Source organism: Candidatus Omnitrophota bacterium (genome assembly GCA_016929445.1).
Classification (GTDB): domain Bacteria; phylum Omnitrophota; class Gorgyraeia; order JAFGIU01; family JAFGIU01; genus JAFGIU01.
Genome location: JAFGIU010000131.1, coordinates 25,750 through 41,568, shown reverse-complemented (window position 1 = coordinate 41,568; position 15,819 = coordinate 25,750). Strand labels below are relative to the sequence as shown.

Here is a 15,819-nt window from a genome sequence, read left to right as displayed (position 1 = left end):
GAAACAGGGCAGCCGGCTGGGTTCCATTCTGGGAGCCCACGGCGCTCTCTATGCGATTCGCCGTGCCCTTTACCCGCCGCTCGAACGCAATGCCATCAACGATGATTACCTGATCCCTGTGAGGATCCGGGCGCAGGGCTTTAGAAGCATCTATGAGCCCAAGGCCGTGTGCCGGGAGGAATCCCAGACCAACGTGGAAGGGGAGCTTCGCCGCCGCGTGCGTATCACGGCCGGCAATTACCAGCAGATTTGGCACCTGCGCTCCCTGCTGTGGCCGCCCCGCGGCTGGCTGGGCTTTCAGTTTCTCTCGCACAAGGTGCTCCGGACCCTTCTGCCGCTCTGGCTGCTCGGCGCGTTTTTCGCCAGTTGGGGGGAGCCCGCAGTCTTTTACCGCACCGCCGCCCTGGGCCAGACCGCCTTTTACGGGCTCGGGCTCACTGCCCCCGCCTTCCAGCGGCTGGGACTGCGCTCCAAGCTGCTCACCATTCCCTTCTACTTTCTGCTGGTCAATGTGGCCGGGGTGTTGGGAGTGGTCGAACTCCTGCGCCCGCGTCCCTCCCATCTGTGGAAACGGCCTGAGGAGTGTTGAAGGATTCAGACTCCAAACTCCCGAAGTGAGGCGCTCAGACAACACGATCCGTAATGGAGCTCCGAAGTCATGCAGTGTTTCTTTGTAAAATTGGTAAATTGTACGTAAGAATACGATCAGAATAACACCTAACTCTAAGTTAAACAACAGGTTATAGAGTGAAATAAGTTGCCCGTTTTGGGTCGCCGGGCATTGGCATACAAGCTGCTAGGTATATGGGGTACTCATTCAGAGATGCTGTGCCTGAGTACGACCCTATGATTGATCTCATACTGAAACAAAGTCGTTTGAAACCCGTTAGCGAGGAGTAGAAGTCCAGCATGGATGCAGCATTAACTTTTCGAGAAACTCCCTTATACAGACTGCAGCAGAGCTTCGGACATCCGGAGGGTCTTAACCTTCAGGTCCGTCTGGTGCTCAAGCGCGGTTTGGACATCCTGGGTGCGGGAATGGGAATTCTCCTGGCAGCACCTTTGATGGGGCTGGTGGCCTTGGCAGTGAAATTCAGTTCTCAAGGGCCCGTGCTTTACAAGCAGGCACGCCTGGGCAAGGGCGGAGCCGAGTTCACCATCTACAAATTCAGGACCATGCGAGTGGATGCAGAAAGCAACGGGCCTCAGTGGGCGCAGACAGACGACCCGCGCGTGACCCGGATCGGCGGTTTCCTGCGGCGCACGCACCTGGACGAACTTCCCCAGCTCTTCAATGTGCTGGAAGGGAGTATGAGTTTGGTAGGTCCCAGACCGGAGAGACCGGCCTTTGCTGAGGAGCTCAACAAGCAGGTCCCCAGCTATGATCAGCGTCTCTTGGTCAAACCCGGACTTACCGGCTTGGCGCAAATTCATTACCGGTACGACTGCACGGTTGAGGATGTGAAGAAGAAGCTCCGCTATGATCTTCTCTACGTCCGCCGTATGTGCCTGCTTTTGGATTTGCAAATCATTTGGAAGACCGCGACCTTGATTCTGGGTGTGTTCCTGGGCAAGGGCCGGACTTTAGCAGAAGTAAGAATTAAATAACCAACAGAGGGGAGAACGAACATGAAAGTAACATTTGGTAAGGTAAGCCTTGCCTTCGTTGCTGTCTTGGTCGCTTTGACCGTAAGTGGAGGGGCGCAAGCAAGCCCGCTCTCTTCGGCAATCGGCGCCAACTTCACGGGCGAGGATATCAAGTTTACCTCCGACATCGGGCAGTTTGAGCTCGGATGGATCGGCGGGGGTGCCATCAATTGGGCGCTCGGGTTTGACAAGGACTGGACCAATCCGCTGGACGGCGGACGCTACGCGGTGATCAGCGGCGGCGCCGTTGTCACACACATGGGTCCTGGCGACATTGCACCGGTCGCCATGAACGACATCTTTGGCTCCGCTGCGGACATCGTCCGCTTCAACGACTATTTGGCCTCCAACGGCGGCCTCGAAGTTTTTGGAGTGGGCACGGTCAGCACCGTGACCAGCGCCCTGGGTGGCGGACCGACCTTGGCCCTCTCCAGCTTGGGCAATCCGGATGATATCAGCTCTCAGCTCACCTACACGCTGAACTCTCTGATTATCTCCTCCATTACGCCCGGTGTTGGGGTTGGCAATATCCAAACCAACTTCGTGCCAGGAACAGGGTCCCTGAAGCTGGTGGAAGACACCACCCCGGACTTTGATCCGAGCGGAACACTGCCGCTGCCCACCGCCGGTTTTGACCCCACCAACGGCGACTACGGGCTGTACAACAGCCTGGGCACTGCAGGCGATCCCAATGAAGAGCTCTTCCTGGAGCTCACCTACGACACAGCCGGTGGGTCCATCATGCTCCTGAATGAGTCTTGGGCATCCCCGATCGTTGTGGGCGGAGTCATTGTGGATGAGCCTAACTTCGTGATCATCGGCGGCGTCAAGTACTACATCGAAGGCGAGTCCAACTTCATCGGGATTAACAGCCCTCTCAAGGCTTTTGCCGGCAGCGGCTTGGGCCTCTTTGGCGAGAGCACCTGGGATATTGGGGGAAGCCTCGTGTTTGGCGACCCGGATTCCAGAAGTGGCGGCGTGGACGATCCTTCGACATTCACCTTCGGTTATCCGCCACTAGGTTCCCCTCCGACTCTCGAGGGTGGCCCGGTGATTCCTGAGCCTGCAACCACAGCCCTGTTTGGCATGGGTCTTCTGGGCGCGGCTCTGGTCGGACGCCGTAATCGCTTCCGCCTCTAATAGGCAAGTACATTAAGAGACAATAGGGTTTTATCCCCTCTGTACAAGAACAGCCGGCGCAATCCTCAAGGATTGTGCCGGCTGTTTCTTTTTTTTGCTTTGACTTGTCATTCCCCCACAGACTCAAGAAAGTGTCATTCCCGCGCAGGCGGGAATCTAGTTGCTTGGCTGTGGTGCTGAACACCCAGGCTGGACTCTTTATCCGATCTTGAGCCGGGGATACACGGAACGCAGGTGCTCCAACTGAGCCGGATCGGCCTTGGCCAGGACAGCGCTCTTTTGCACAAAGAAATTCTCAAATTCCCTTTGGGAAAACAGGGGAGTGGGTTGGAGAGACTCTTGGGGGAATTGATGGCCGAAGAACATCTTGTAAAGACCCCGCCGGCCGCTGAGCAGGCATTGGTCTTTCAGCTCCTGGACCTGCCGGACGCTGATATGCTTGGCAATGGCCGGGGCCCCGTTGGCCGACTCGTAGTACCGTAAAGGCCCCAGCTCCTCAAAGAAAAGGAAGCGGTAAACCAGATCATGCTTGGGGTTCACCGCAATCACCACCTCATCATAGCCGGCCACATTGTGAATATAGTCAAAGGCCAGCTTAAAGAGATTGAATACCAGGGAGAGCTTCTTGGAGTTGAGCATTAAGAACACCCCCTTGCCGAAGAGGTCATTCCGCACAGCCAGCATGGAGGCCTCAGCCAATTTCAGATTCCGGCTTCTCAGCTCATCCAACTCGGGCTTGTAGATGCGGTCCATCGGAACGCCCAGGGTACTGTCCCCGATCAAACTGACCGTCCCGATGACTTGTCCTTCGGCTACAGCGACAAACGTGGTGGTTGTGGGAAGCGCGTTGTAAATGGAGACCTTGACTCCGGAATCGCTGGGATGGGTATAGCCCCGGCTCAGGTACTCTTTGTGAACCAGGGCATAGGCCTGTTCCAGATCCCCGGCATTTTGAGCCACGCGGAACTCAATATTTTTGAGAAACTTGCGGCACGAAGAATCGGAGGCGGAAGGGCCTGCAAACGCCATGGTCAACCCTCCATCCGGGTGAGAAGCTGGTCACAGATAAACTGGAAATACCTGTGGGCCGCGTCCGGCGGCATTTCCTCAAGGTGCACCCCCAAATCAGCGCCCGCAGGGCTGCCTGTTTCCGGATCTGTCAGGGCTTGGCTCCAGACAACAAGGGCACCCGCCACGACGGGCTCTTCTTGGCCGGGCAGCCACATCTGGACCCTCAGCCGTGTCCCGGTCTCAAGCAACCTGGGACAGGGGAATTTCAGTCCTGACCCGCTCAGGTTCGCGGCTCTCACCTCGCACTCCAGCTGGACCGAGCCTGCCTTGTCCAGCACCTCGTAGTACAATCTCAAGGGCGCCGGCAAACGGTCTGCCTTGCGCCGGTCCGCCAGCGGCGAGTCTTGCTCAGGTTCATCCATCAGAAAGCTTCTCCTTTTCCGGGTTTTCTCTTTTCAACGGAAGTGTATCACACAAACGCACAAATGGAGGAATGTGCCAATTATACAACAGTCCAATGTCTAGTATTATCAACATTTGAATAATATAGCCATCATGTATTAGAATGTGCAAGCCAAAATTTTATGCTCCCGGAAACCTGTTTCTAAGCTACATAGTTACAATATGTTACAAATCTTCCATTTTCCGGCCTGGCACGGGATCTGCTTCAATTCATATACACAAGCTAAAAGCACTTTCTTTTGCTGGGGCTTGCCGCTAGACAACTAGCGCAAAAAGGCCTAGAGTCTCATTGAACATTCAGACTAAACAGCGTGTTATGGGGGAATGAGAATGCCTGTTCGGATGAAATACATACTATTGGTGTTCGCTCTGCCTTTGACTCTGGGCGCTTGCAAGGGCGGCGGAGGAAGCTCTGTTTCCGGAGATTTGACCTCTGCTGCGGTGGCCGCCGGGACAGTGGGCTATTTCGAAACCAGCTATGGACCGGGCGGGGATTCTTACACACCTCCTCCTGGTAACGGATCCACGGAGGAAGACTCTTTCACCGGCACCGGATCCAGTGATGAACCCGGCGCGACCGGAGGCGGCACACAAAGCCTTGCAAGCCTTACCGGTGAGCGGGACGTGGTCACCAATCCCGAGCCCGCTTCATTATTACTGCTCGGGGCCGGTGCGCTGGCATTGGCCCGCAAGCGGCGCAAGCAGCAACGATAACCAGTCTGCAGCACTTTGTGCGACCCTTGTGGGGGCAATGTCGCACGCGATATCGTCGGTCTGAGGTGTAGAGACAGGGCGCATGCGCCCTGTCAACTATTAATGAGGGAGATCATGATTCGTAGCTATCGTACAGTACGTCGTATTTGGGGAATTCTTGAGAGTGAAGTTCGCAAGCACCCCTCTCTCCTGCTTCCCTTCTTGATTGTTGGACTGGCGGACGGAATCCTTCTGACGCTCATCTATCTTGCCCCGCAGGCCCCGGTTTCCACTGTGTTGGCTCCGGTGGTTCGCGCATTTTTCGGCGAGGCCTATCTCCATTACCCGGCTAATTTTGTTGTGATACCCAAGATGTACGGCGTGGGGTATTCCGTTATCTCAGCCACACTGGGCCTGCTTCTCACTGCAACAGCCATTCTGATGCTCCGGGACAGCCACAGCGAACGCCTCCCTCATCCCTGGAAAAGCTTCACCGAATCTATCCGAATCTATGTCCCGTTATTTGCACTCTGGATCTTTCATTTTCTTCTGATTAACGGCATCTTCAAATTCGGAGGCTTGCTGGCCAGCAAACTCGTCGGCCACCTCTGGGCCCGGAATCTGCCCGGTGGGGTGGCAACCATGCAAACCGGTATATTCTGGATCTCCGTTTTTGTGGCTTTGGTTTTTGAATCGGCCATGATCTATTTTATTCCCACGTATCTTTACGGGGACCGCCGTTTTCTGCCAAGCGTGGGGCGTGCTCTCCAGTCTGCGCGCCGGCTGTGGCTCCCGACCCTTCTGCTCGTGGTCTTACCGACATTTCTACTTTTTCCAGTCTTCCAGCTGCGCCGCAACCTCGTGCTTCTCATGAACCATACGGTTCCGGAGACCATGCTCTGGGTGCATGCCGCTTCACTGATATTGACCGTGGTCGTGGATTTTGTTGTCGTAATGAGTGCCGCTCTTCTGCTCCTGGTCGCCCGGGATGCAGGAGAACAGGGCTGAGGAGGTTTTTCCAATGCGATTGATCACTACTCTTAGCATCCTAATCATTAGTAGCCTCGGACTCAGCGGCTGCGGAGGGGACTACCAGGCAGAGAGGCTCATGTGGGAAGCCAGGCAAGAATCCCGGTTTATTCAAGGGGATCCGAAACTCGTGCCCGCGGAAGCGTGGGAAAACGTGGTCCAGGCCTACCAAAAAGTCTTGGACAAAGCACCGGGGAGCAAACTTGCGGCCCAAGCGCAATTCAATATTGCCACGGTATACCTCCGCCAACTGGATCTGGAAAAAGCCCGGGAAGCCTACGGCAAAGTCCTGCAGAACTATTCGAAAGACCGGCGCTTAAGCTCCGAGGCCTACTTTATTATCGGGCGCACTCACGAACTGGAGAACCACTGGGACAAGGCAGTCGAAAGCTACGAAAATCTCGTTCTTTACTACGGCGACACGCTTAAGGGCTTGCAGGTCCCTATTTATATTGCCGAGGGATACAAGAGACGCGGGCAGATCGAGGAAGCCAGGGCCGCCTATGAAAAAGCTCTCAAAGGCTACGATAAGAGGGCGGAGGATTCATCCAGCGGCAATTTCAAAGCTCACGCATACGGATTCAAAGCCTGGGCCTATGAAAGCGAGGGAGACTGGGCCAATGCTCTCAACACACACATGAGCGTGGCCAACGAATATCCCGAGTCCGACCGCGCTCCGCTGAGCCTCTTCACGGCAGCCCTCATCTACCAGCAAAAATTCCAGGACATGGACCGGGCTGTGCAGCTCTACAAGACTCTGCTCAGCCGCTATCCCAAGCACCGCCTCACTCAGTTTGCCATCCTTCAGGTCAGATCCTACGAAGAACAGGGGGCGCTTAAGGACCTCAGTGTCTCTCCAGCGGATGTGGACAGTACCCGCAACCTCGAAATGAAGACAACTGACGAAAACCCGGGTTCTTAACATGACCCGGACTCGATACTGCATCGGGGGGATCTCAGTCTGGCTCCTCAGCGCAGCGCTGCTCAGCTTTCTGTACCTCTACTGGCCCACCTTTGAGTGGATGCGCGCCCGCTTTGTCGAAACCGGCACCAATTACTCCCACGGCTTTCTCATCCCGTTTGTCAGCCTGTGGCTGGTTTGGACCAAGCGGAATGATCTTGCAAGAACACAAGCCAAGAGCTCTGCCACCGGACTCGCATTGCTGGCCTTCTTTTTAATCCTCCATTACCTGGCCGCGGTCTTGAGCGTGCACTTTGTTTCAGGCTTGGCGGTCGTGGGAACCTGCTTTGCACTTTGTCTCACTTTTTGGGGCGCCCAAGTGACCCGTCTCCTGCGCTTTCCCATTGTCTTTCTACTTTTTGCAGTGCCGTTGCCCAGCGTGATGCTCATCCACGTCAGTTTCAAACTCAAGATGTGGGCAGCCACGCTCGCGACTGCCTCTGTAACCGCGATGGGGGTTCCCGCAGTTCAGTACGGCGCACTCATCCGCTTACCCCAGGCCGATGTGCTCGTTGACGACCCTTGCAGCGGATTGCGATCCCTGATTGCCTTGTTGGCGCTCGGAGCGCTAACCACCCAAATTGTGCCCCAAAAAAGTGCGTGGCGCGGCTGGATCCTATTTGCCTCCGCAATCCCGATCGCTTTGTTTACCAATTTTCTGCGGGTCGTTTTTCTCACACTCCTCACCTTTGTCTACGGAACAGAGGCAGCTTCGGGATGGCTCCATGATGCCTCGGGATTTATGGTCTTTGCCTTGGCTTTTATCTTATTGACTTCAATAGGACACTTGCTGAGCCCGCAAACGGAGGCCGCATGCGAAGCCAACGCCTAGCCTTTGGGGCAGTTCTCCTTTTGGCCCTAGCCTGCATTCTTCTGGCCCGCCTCAGCCATACCAACACTTTGGCGCGTGCCAAAGACACAGAGACCCTTCCGAGACAAATCGGCCTTTGGCAAGGAAATGCGGTCGACGTGGATGAGCGCACATTCGAGCTCCTGGGCACCCAAGATGTCCTCATCCTCGAGTACGAGCACCCGGAATATGGCCTGGCCTGGCTGGCAGCAGTTCAAGCTGCTGAAAACCGGGCAGCCTTCCATCCGCCCGAACTCTGTTACGTGGGATCCAATTATGAAGTGCAGCAGAAAAGCGTGGCCAGTGTCGCACACCAGAAGGAAGAATCCACGGTAAACCGGCTCCTCCTCACCCGGGAGGGGATTCCCGCTCTTCTGGCCTACTACTGGTTTGTTTCAGACAGCAAATTGCAGCACAACTACTATATGGAACAGATTCGCCTGGTCAGCGCCCAGTTGGCAGGACGTCCTGCCTCGGGCCTCATGGTGCGTGTCTCCGTGCCTGTAGGGGAGGCCGGGGTCAATGAGGCAGAAAATCGACTTCAAGACCTCGTGCAAGCTCTCCTGGGGCACTTCCAGGGCACGGAAATGACCGGTCCAGGGCCTCAAACTTAATAAAATGTGGCGCCTGATTCACACAAAGTTGTTTTTTTTCAACAGATGCCCTTGACATTGAGTCCAAATCAGCTATATTAACTAAGAACATTTGATATCTCGTTACCTTATTTCCACCTAACCGGATGAACCCCATGAGCCTGATGAGAGACTCGAAGGGCTCTTCTTGCACGGAGGAGCTCCCGATGACTGTGGGAAATCGCGTCATTGACGCCCTGCACGACGGCCTGACGGTTGTGAGCCACGAAGGCATTATTTTGCTCTGGAACCGGGCCATGGAGACCTATTTCGGCATTCAGGCAGCCCAGGCCTTAGGCCGCCCGATTTTGACCGTACTGCCGTTTTTGGAGGATCTAGGCCCCCTTCCCGGGTCCAACCTCAACACGGGCTCTGCATCCCACTCAGAACAGGAACTTCGATGCCCTGAGGGAACAGGCCCCCGGGCAGGCTGCATCTTCAGGGTCCGGATCTCGGCGTTGGAAGACGGGCTCCTTCTCTACTTTTCAGACATCTCTGAGCGCGTGGATCTGGAACGCCGTTTGATTAGCTCTGAGCGGCTCGCTTCCATCGGAAAGCTCGCCAGCGGCGTTGCCCATGAGCTGAATAATCCCTTGGATGGAGTTATTCGATATGTCAATTTGACCTTGGATTTGCTGGAAGGCGAGGGCAGCCCCCAAGAGTACCTTTTGAACGCAAGACAGGGCCTCACCCGGATGGTCAAGATTATCCGGTCCCTGCTGGAATTTTCACGCCACGCCACAATCAGCACTCCCACGATCCAGGACGTGAATGAAGTCATTCAGGAGGCCATCAAGCTATCCGATTGCCAACGCCTCCACCGGGATGTGCAGGTTGTCACATTTTTGGAGAAAGGACTTCTTCCGATTACCGACTACGGCATGGAGCACGTGGTGTCCAACCTTCTGAAAAATGCGATTGACTCCATGCCGGGCGGCGGAACGGTCCGTATTTCCAGCAAAGGGGTAAACGGGTATGTCGTCGTTACAGTTTCCGATACCGGCGGCGGAATCCCCGAAGATATCCGCGATTCCATTTTTGAACCGTTTTTCACCACCAAAGAAATTGGTAAGGGAGCCGGGCTCGGCCTGGCCATCTGCAAAGAAATCATTGATCGTTGTGACGGCTCGATTGAAGTAGAATCAGAGCCCGGCAAAGGAGCGACTTTTCTGCTCCGCATTCCCTGCGTACCCGACGAAGTGGCCGGCATCCTTCATGAAAGAACCGGGCATGAAAACAGGGAAGGCCAGGAGGAATCCTAATGATCGAACAGAAACGTATTCTGGTCGTCGATGACGACGAGCTGATCCGCAAGTCCCTCTACGAGGTCCTCAAGCTCGAAGGTTATGATGTAGACACAGCGCTAAACGGCGAAAACGCCATGCAGCTTTTGGATCGAGACGGCTTTGATGTCATTATCGCTGACCTCAAGATGCCCAAAATGGACGGCATGGCAATCCTGGAAGAAGTAAGAAAGCGCAATACCGACACCGAGGTCATCGTAGCAACCGGCTACGGCAGTATCGAAAACGCCGTGGAATGCATGCGCCACGGGGCTTATGACTATATCACCAAGCCGATCGTTGACGATGAAATCAAGACTACCATCCGCAATGCCCTCACCAAGCATGACTTGATGCGCGAAAACGTCAGCCTCAAGGCTGAGATCAAAACTCTGCAAAACCGCTTCTGCGATATTGTCGGCAGACACGAAAAAATGCAGAGCATTTACAAGATGGTCAAGTCGATTTCCGGAACACGCGCAACGGTTCTTTTGAGGGGAGAAAGCGGAACAGGAAAGCGCATGGTCGCACACGCAATCCATATGAGCGACCCAAAGCGTGCGGACAAACCTTTTGTGGAGGTGAGTTGCGGGGCCTTGCCGCGTGAGATTCTGGAAAGCGAACTCTTCGGACATGTGAAGGGCTCTTTTACTTCTGCCATCAACAACCGCGTCGGGCGGTTCGAAATGGCTCAAGGCGGAACAATCCTATTGGATGAAATTGACACCTTTGCACCGGACCTTCAAGTCAAGCTCCTGCGTTTTCTCCAGCACCGCGAGTTCGAAAAGGTCGGGGATAGCCAGAGTATCCAAGTGGATGTCAAAGTGATCGCTGCCACGAATGTCGACCTGCAGGAAGAGATCCGTAAAGGTAAATTCAGGGAAGACCTTTATTACCGTTTGAACGTCATCGCCATTGACATCCCTCCTCTCAGAGAACGGGGAGATGACTCCTTGCTCTTGGCAGAACATTTCCTCAAGAAATTCTGCAAAGAAATGGACCGCAATATCGTTGGTTTTACCCGGGAGGCCCTGAAGCGCATCTCCGAGTACAACTGGCCGGGCAATGTGCGCGAGCTGGAAAATGCCATCGAGCGCGCAACGATCCTGACCCAGGGCGATGTCATCACTGAAGAGGACCTTCCGGACACTTTAAGGCGTGCAGGAGAAGACGCAGTCTTTACTCCCACAGGGGAACTCTCTCTCAAGGATGCCCTCAAAGACCCTGAAAGAAAGATCATTTTGGACGCACTGCGCCGGGCCGGGGGCAACCGCAAAAAAGCCGCAGTCCTGCTCCAAATCAACCGGACGACCCTCTATAACAAGATGAAAGAATTGGGCTTGGAGAAAGACCTCGAAAGCCCAGCCCACTCCGGTTTCTGAGCCGCCCAGCTCCGCCCCTTTCTTGACACCCGCCACGGGCCTACCCTAAAATGTAGGTCCATTATGACTATCAACACCAATCAGTTGAAATCAGGCCTGGCCATCCTCCTGGATGGCCAGCTTTATACAGTCGTCGAGTACGAGCATGTTAAGCCCGGCAAGGGAGTGGCTTTTGTGCGCACAAAGCTGCGCAGTGTGGATTCGGGCGGCATTATTGACAGAACCTTCCGCGACGGGGACAAACTGGAAGATGTGTTCATTGAGGAACGCAAACTCCAGTTCATGTACCGTACCGATGAAGATTGCCATTTCATGGACCTGGGAAGCTATGACCAACTTGTGATCCCTGCCTCCAAGGTCGGAAACGCAGTTGAACTCATGAAAGAGGGAACGGAGGTTGCTTGCACCTTTCACGGTACCGACCCTTTGAATGTGATTCTCCCGATCTTTGTGGAACTCAAAGTCTCTCACACTGAGCCGGGGTTTAGAGGGGATACGGCCCGGGGCGGTACAAAAGCGGCAACGGTAGAAAGCGGCGCAACCCTGCAGGTTCCTCTTTTCGTCGAGCAAGGGGACACACTCAAGATCGATACCCGCACATGCAAATATGTGGGGCGCGTTTAAGGAGCCATCATGAATCTCAAAGAAATTCGCGAGATGATCCAGCTTATGGATGACAACCAGCTCGTTGAGTTGGAACTTGAGAGGGACGGACTCAAAGTCAAACTCAAGAAGGCGGGCGGAGAAGCCCCAATCGGCTATGCACCCATGACCATGCCTGTTCCTCAAGCAGGCGCTCCGGCGGCCGCAACGCAGGAACCGGCAAGACCCGCTGCAAACACCGTTGAAATCGTCGCCCCTATGGTGGGGACCTTCTATCGTGCCCCTGCACCGGACGCCGCGCCCTTTACGGATACGGGGCAAAAGGTTGAAATCGGACAGGTCGTATGTATTTTGGAAGCCATGAAACTGATGAACGAGATCAAGGCCGAAGTCACCGGCACCATTGTCGATGTCTTGGTCGAAAACGGGGAGCCCGTGGAATTCGGCCAACCGCTTTTCCGCGTACAGGTCTGAACCCACGCTCTTCATAACCCCATCGGTCCTCTCATATGTTTTCTAAAATTTTAGTTGCCAATCGGGGAGAAATCGCGGTACGGGTCATGCGCGCATGCCGCGAAATGGGCATTCGCACCGTAGCAGTGTACTCCGAACCGGATGCAAGCTCCTTACACGTGCGTTTTGCCGACGAAGCAGTGTGTATCGGCAAGGGCCCCTCAGCCCAAAGTTATCTGAACATTCCCGCCGTAATCAGTGCGGCAGAAATTACGGATGTGGACGCCATCCACCCCGGCTACGGTTTCCTGGCGGAAAATGCGCACTTTGCCGAGATCTGCGCCTCCTGCAAAATCACTTTCATCGGCCCCAGCCCTGAGGCCATGCGCCTTATGGGTGACAAGACAAACGCTTTGGAAGTGATGCGCAAAGCCGGTTTGCCCACGGTCCCCGGAAGCAACGGACTGGTCAACACCAAGGAACAGGCCTTGGAGGTTGCCGCAAAGATCAAATACCCCGTCATCATCAAAGCCACAGCAGGGGGCGGGGGGCGCGGAATGCGCATCTGCCACAACGATGCGCGATTAATCAGCGCCTTTGTCACAGCCCAAGCCGAAGCGGAAGCGGCCTTCGGCAACGCGGGCGTCTATATTGAGAAGTATGTGGAGCGCCACAAGCATGTCGAGGTTCAGGTGCTCGCCGATGAACACGGAAATGTCGTGCACTTGGGTGAGCGCGATTGCACCGTGCAACGGCGCCATCAAAAGCTCATTGAAGAATCCCCGTCTCCGGCCATTGACAACAAGCTACGGCGCAAGATAACCCGCGTTACGGTCAAGGGTGTGAAGGCGGCGGGATACTCCAATGCGGGGACCGTTGAATATATCCTGGATGCTGAGGGAAACTTCTACTTTATGGAGATGAATACACGCCTGCAGGTAGAGCACCCTGTATCCGAATTGGTCACCGGAATCGATATTGTCAAGGAACAGATCCGGGTCGCTGCAGGGGAAAAGCTCAGTTTTAAGCAGGAAGAAATCCAATTCACCGGTTCGGCCATCGAGTGCCGCATTAATGCCGAGGATCCGGATGATGACTTCAGGCCCTGCCCCGGCAAGATCGAGCTCCTCAGCTTTCCCGGGGGGCCGGGCGTACGCGTGGATACACACATTTACGGCGGTTACTCGATTCCGCCTTATTACGACTCCATGATTGCAAAGGTGATCGTCAAGGCGCAAAATCGTCAAGAGGCGATTCAGCTCATGCGGCGCGCCCTTACAGAGACTATTGTGGAGCCGATCAAGACGACCGTGCCCATGCACCGGAGGGTACTCGACGCAGACAAATTTATCCATGGTCAGCACTTCACGGACCTCGTCGCAGAAATACAGGCGGAGAGGGAGTAGGGCTCTCTCAGAAAGAGGAGGTAGGGGATGACTGTTCTTAAGACTGTTTGGGTTTTATTTTGGACTCTGCTTTGCGCAGCAGTGGGAGTCGGTTGTGTTGCCGCATTTTCCGGATGGATTTCACCGGAAGCTCTCGCGCAGCAGGTGGAATATATTCTGGGGACAACAGATGGCCGTTTCTTCGTTTTGGCCGTCGGCCTTGGGCTCATTCTCATCAGTTTGGGCTATGCCCAGATTTCCTTGAACCGGCTTCAGAACAGTCAAGTGATTACCTTTGCCAATCAGTCCGGCCCGGTAAGCGTTTCGGTCAACGCCATCCAGGAGCACATCAAGCGTTCGACAGCTTTAATGCAAGAGGTAAAGGATCTGAAAATCGAAATCCGTGCGGGTCGCAAAAAGATTTATGTCACGGCTAAAGCTGCCCTTTGGGCCGACTCGGACCTTCCCTCGGCTTCCCGCAATGTGCAAGACGTCATTAGCAACGAGATTCGCCAGGCCTTGGGCGAAGAAACTGCCGTCCGCGTCGCAGTGCGTGTCACACGTATTGCAAGACGCGCGGGCGCAGAAGCACAACGAGCCGGTGGCTCAACATTTCAAGGAACATTCGAATACGGTGAAGGACTGGAGGAGCAAGCAGTATGACTTTGAAAAAAATCGGAGTTTTGACAGGCGGAGGCGATTGCCCCGGATTGAATGCAGTAATTAGAGCCATTGTGCGCTCTGCGGATCGCGACGGAGTTGAGGTCATCGGTTTTCTCAACGGATGGAGAGGTCTGATTCAGAATGAGTATAAACCTCTGGGGTTGGACAATGTCAGTGGAATCCTCCACCGGGGGGGCACCATCTTGGGAACCTCACGCACCAATCCCTACAAGAAGGAAGAGGACGTCAAGAAGGTCAAAGAAAATTTTGCCGCCAACAAATTAGACGCTTTGGTCGCCATCGGCGGAGAGGACACTCTGGGCGTGGCCGAAAAGCTCTCTGCCGAGGGACTGAGCGTGGTGGGCGTGCCTAAGACCATTGACAATGACTTGCCCGAGACGGATTACACTTTCGGTTTTGACACGGCCATCAATATTGTGACCGATGCGATCGACCGGCTTCATACCACAGCCGAAAGCCACGACCGGGTCATGGTGGTTGAGATCATGGGCCGCCATGCGGGCTGGATTGCGGCGTATTCCGGTTTAGCGGGCGGCGCGGATATGATCCTGGTCCCGGAGATTCCGATTCAGATCGATGAAGTGGTTCGCGTAGTCGAGGAGCGGACAGCTCGCGGCAAGACATTCAGCATTATTGCCGTTGCCGAGGGAGCGCAGTTTGCCGAAGGCGATATGGCCACGGTGGACAAGGAGCTCGATGCTTTTGGTCATGTGCGCTTGGGCGGTATTGGTCAAAGACTTGCCGAGCTCATCGAAGAACGGACCGGCCATGAGACCCGTGTGACGGTTTTGGGGCACACGCAACGGGGTGGTTCTCCTACGGCAATGGACCGCATCTTGGGCACGCGCTTCGGTGTAAAAGCCTATCAAGTTCTCAAGGCAGGCGAAACAGGCAAGATGGTCAGTCTGAAAGGAACAAAGATCGAGGCTGTTCCGATCGCAAATATTAGGGGAAAGCTCAAGACCCTGGATATGGAGTTCTACGAGATTGCCAAAATCTTTTTCGGCTGATTCAAGCACTGAGTCTCTGGTCCGGGACCTCCTCTTGGCATCCATCAAGGCCAAGCAGGGGGTCCTTGACCAATGTGTGCCCCAGATCAATGCAGCAGGCCAAATGATCGGTGAAGCCCTTACAAAAGGACACAAGCTGCTTTTGTTCGGCAACGGAGGTTCGGCCGCAGACGCGCAACATCTCGCAGCCGAGTTTGTGGGACATTTCCGGATACCTCGCAAAGGCCTGCCTGCCATTGCCCTCACCGCCAACAGTTCCACCATAACCGCCATCGGCAACGACGACGGCTATGAACAAGTCTTCAGCCGGCAGATCGAGGCCTTCGCTTCGACGGGCGATATCCTGCTGGGAATCACCACGAGCGGAAAGTCTCCCAATGTAAACCGTGCCATGGACCACGGCCGTGTGCTGGGATGCCGCACCATCGCCCTCACAGGGAAGGGGGGAGGAACGTTGGCGCCCAAAGTCGAAATTCCCATTGTTGTGCCTTCGGACGACACTCAGCTGATCCAGGAATGTCATATCGCCATCGGACATATTCTTTGCCGGATTGCTGAAGACAGCGTGCTCAGCTGCGGCTCAGGAAACTAGTC

The 15,819-nt window shown here is 55.0% G+C and carries 18 protein-coding genes; 16 read left to right on the top strand and 2 right to left on the bottom strand.

What is annotated here, in order from left to right:
* The 3 genes from JW937_10280 to JW937_10270 form a co-directional block, all read left to right on the top strand.
* Nucleotides 1–589 (top strand): glycosyltransferase family 2 protein (locus tag JW937_10280; GenBank protein MBN1587796.1); only part of this gene is annotated, 589 nt, incomplete at its 5' end.
* A gap of 320 nt (nucleotides 590–909) precedes the next feature.
* Complete coding sequence (locus JW937_10275; GenBank protein MBN1587795.1) at nucleotides 910–1,608, top strand: sugar transferase; 699 nt, start codon at nucleotides 910–912, stop codon at nucleotides 1,606–1,608.
* Nucleotides 1,609–1,629: 21 nt separating this feature from the next.
* Nucleotides 1,630–2,787, top strand: a complete 1,158-nt coding sequence (locus JW937_10270) for a PEP-CTERM sorting domain-containing protein (GenBank protein ID MBN1587794.1) — start codon at nucleotides 1,630–1,632, stop codon at nucleotides 2,785–2,787.
* A 198-nt stretch (nucleotides 2,788–2,985) separates the two neighbouring features.
* Here the strand turns inward: JW937_10270 and JW937_10265 are convergent, their stop codons facing one another.
* Together JW937_10265 and JW937_10260 are read right to left on the bottom strand one after the other, a co-directional pair.
* On the bottom strand, nucleotides 2,986–3,816 hold the full coding sequence (locus tag JW937_10265) for a hypothetical protein (GenBank protein ID MBN1587793.1): 831 nt from the start codon (nucleotides 3,814–3,816) through the stop codon (nucleotides 2,986–2,988).
* A 2-nt stretch (nucleotides 3,817–3,818) separates the two neighbouring features.
* Complete coding sequence (locus JW937_10260; GenBank protein MBN1587792.1) at nucleotides 3,819–4,220, bottom strand: PilZ domain-containing protein; 402 nt, start codon at nucleotides 4,218–4,220, stop codon at nucleotides 3,819–3,821.
* A gap of 382 nt (nucleotides 4,221–4,602) precedes the next feature.
* Between JW937_10260 and JW937_10255 the strand changes: the two genes are divergently transcribed.
* From JW937_10255 to JW937_10195, 13 genes are all read left to right on the top strand, one after another.
* Nucleotides 4,603–4,974 carry a PEP-CTERM sorting domain-containing protein gene (locus JW937_10255; GenBank protein ID MBN1587791.1) on the top strand — a complete coding sequence of 124 codons (372 nt, stop codon included), beginning with the start codon at nucleotides 4,603–4,605 and terminating at the stop codon, nucleotides 4,972–4,974.
* Nucleotides 4,975–5,088: 114 nt separating this feature from the next.
* Nucleotides 5,089–5,961 carry a hypothetical protein gene (locus tag JW937_10250; GenBank protein MBN1587790.1) on the top strand — a complete coding sequence of 291 codons (873 nt, stop codon included), beginning with the start codon at nucleotides 5,089–5,091 and terminating at the stop codon, nucleotides 5,959–5,961.
* Between the two features lie 13 nt (nucleotides 5,962–5,974).
* Nucleotides 5,975–6,904 (top strand): tetratricopeptide repeat protein, encoded by a 930-nt coding sequence (locus JW937_10245; protein MBN1587789.1) that lies wholly within the window; start codon nucleotides 5,975–5,977, stop codon nucleotides 6,902–6,904.
* Between the two features lies 1 nt (nucleotide 6,905).
* Nucleotides 6,906–7,775, top strand: a complete 870-nt coding sequence (locus JW937_10240; protein MBN1587788.1) for an exosortase/archaeosortase family protein — start codon at nucleotides 6,906–6,908, stop codon at nucleotides 7,773–7,775.
* Nucleotides 7,757–8,407 carry an EpsI family protein gene (locus tag JW937_10235; GenBank protein ID MBN1587787.1) on the top strand — a complete coding sequence of 217 codons (651 nt, stop codon included), beginning with the start codon at nucleotides 7,757–7,759 and terminating at the stop codon, nucleotides 8,405–8,407. Before JW937_10240 ends, JW937_10235 begins: the two co-directional genes overlap by 19 nt.
* A gap of 185 nt (nucleotides 8,408–8,592) precedes the next feature.
* A complete protein-coding gene (locus JW937_10230; protein MBN1587786.1) occupies nucleotides 8,593–9,687 on the top strand; it encodes a PAS domain-containing protein in 1,095 nt (364 codons plus the stop codon).
* Nucleotides 9,687–11,090: a sigma-54-dependent Fis family transcriptional regulator gene (locus JW937_10225; GenBank protein MBN1587785.1), complete on the top strand. Its 1,404-nt coding sequence runs from the start codon at nucleotides 9,687–9,689 to the stop codon at nucleotides 11,088–11,090. Before JW937_10230 ends, JW937_10225 begins: the two co-directional genes overlap by 1 nt.
* A 63-nt stretch (nucleotides 11,091–11,153) precedes the next feature.
* Nucleotides 11,154–11,714, top strand: a complete 561-nt coding sequence (gene efp / locus JW937_10220) for an elongation factor P (protein MBN1587784.1) — start codon at nucleotides 11,154–11,156, stop codon at nucleotides 11,712–11,714.
* Between the two features lie 9 nt (nucleotides 11,715–11,723).
* A complete protein-coding gene (accB, locus tag JW937_10215) occupies nucleotides 11,724–12,167 on the top strand; it encodes an acetyl-CoA carboxylase biotin carboxyl carrier protein (GenBank protein ID MBN1587783.1) in 444 nt (147 codons plus the stop codon).
* Between the two features lie 35 nt (nucleotides 12,168–12,202).
* Complete coding sequence (gene accC, locus JW937_10210; protein ID MBN1587782.1) at nucleotides 12,203–13,552, top strand: acetyl-CoA carboxylase biotin carboxylase subunit; 1,350 nt, start codon at nucleotides 12,203–12,205, stop codon at nucleotides 13,550–13,552.
* Nucleotides 13,553–13,579: 27 nt separating this feature from the next.
* Nucleotides 13,580–14,194, top strand: a complete 615-nt coding sequence (gene amaP, locus JW937_10205; GenBank protein ID MBN1587781.1) for an alkaline shock response membrane anchor protein AmaP — start codon at nucleotides 13,580–13,582, stop codon at nucleotides 14,192–14,194.
* On the top strand, nucleotides 14,191–15,225 hold the full coding sequence (locus JW937_10200) for a 6-phosphofructokinase (protein ID MBN1587780.1): 1,035 nt from the start codon (nucleotides 14,191–14,193) through the stop codon (nucleotides 15,223–15,225). Before amaP ends, JW937_10200 begins: the two co-directional genes overlap by 4 nt.
* Nucleotides 15,203–15,817 (top strand): D-sedoheptulose 7-phosphate isomerase, encoded by a 615-nt coding sequence (locus JW937_10195; GenBank protein MBN1587779.1) that lies wholly within the window; start codon nucleotides 15,203–15,205, stop codon nucleotides 15,815–15,817. The genes JW937_10200 and JW937_10195 overlap by 23 nt, the downstream gene beginning before the upstream one ends.
* The last annotated feature ends 2 nt before the right edge of the window (nucleotides 15,818–15,819 follow it).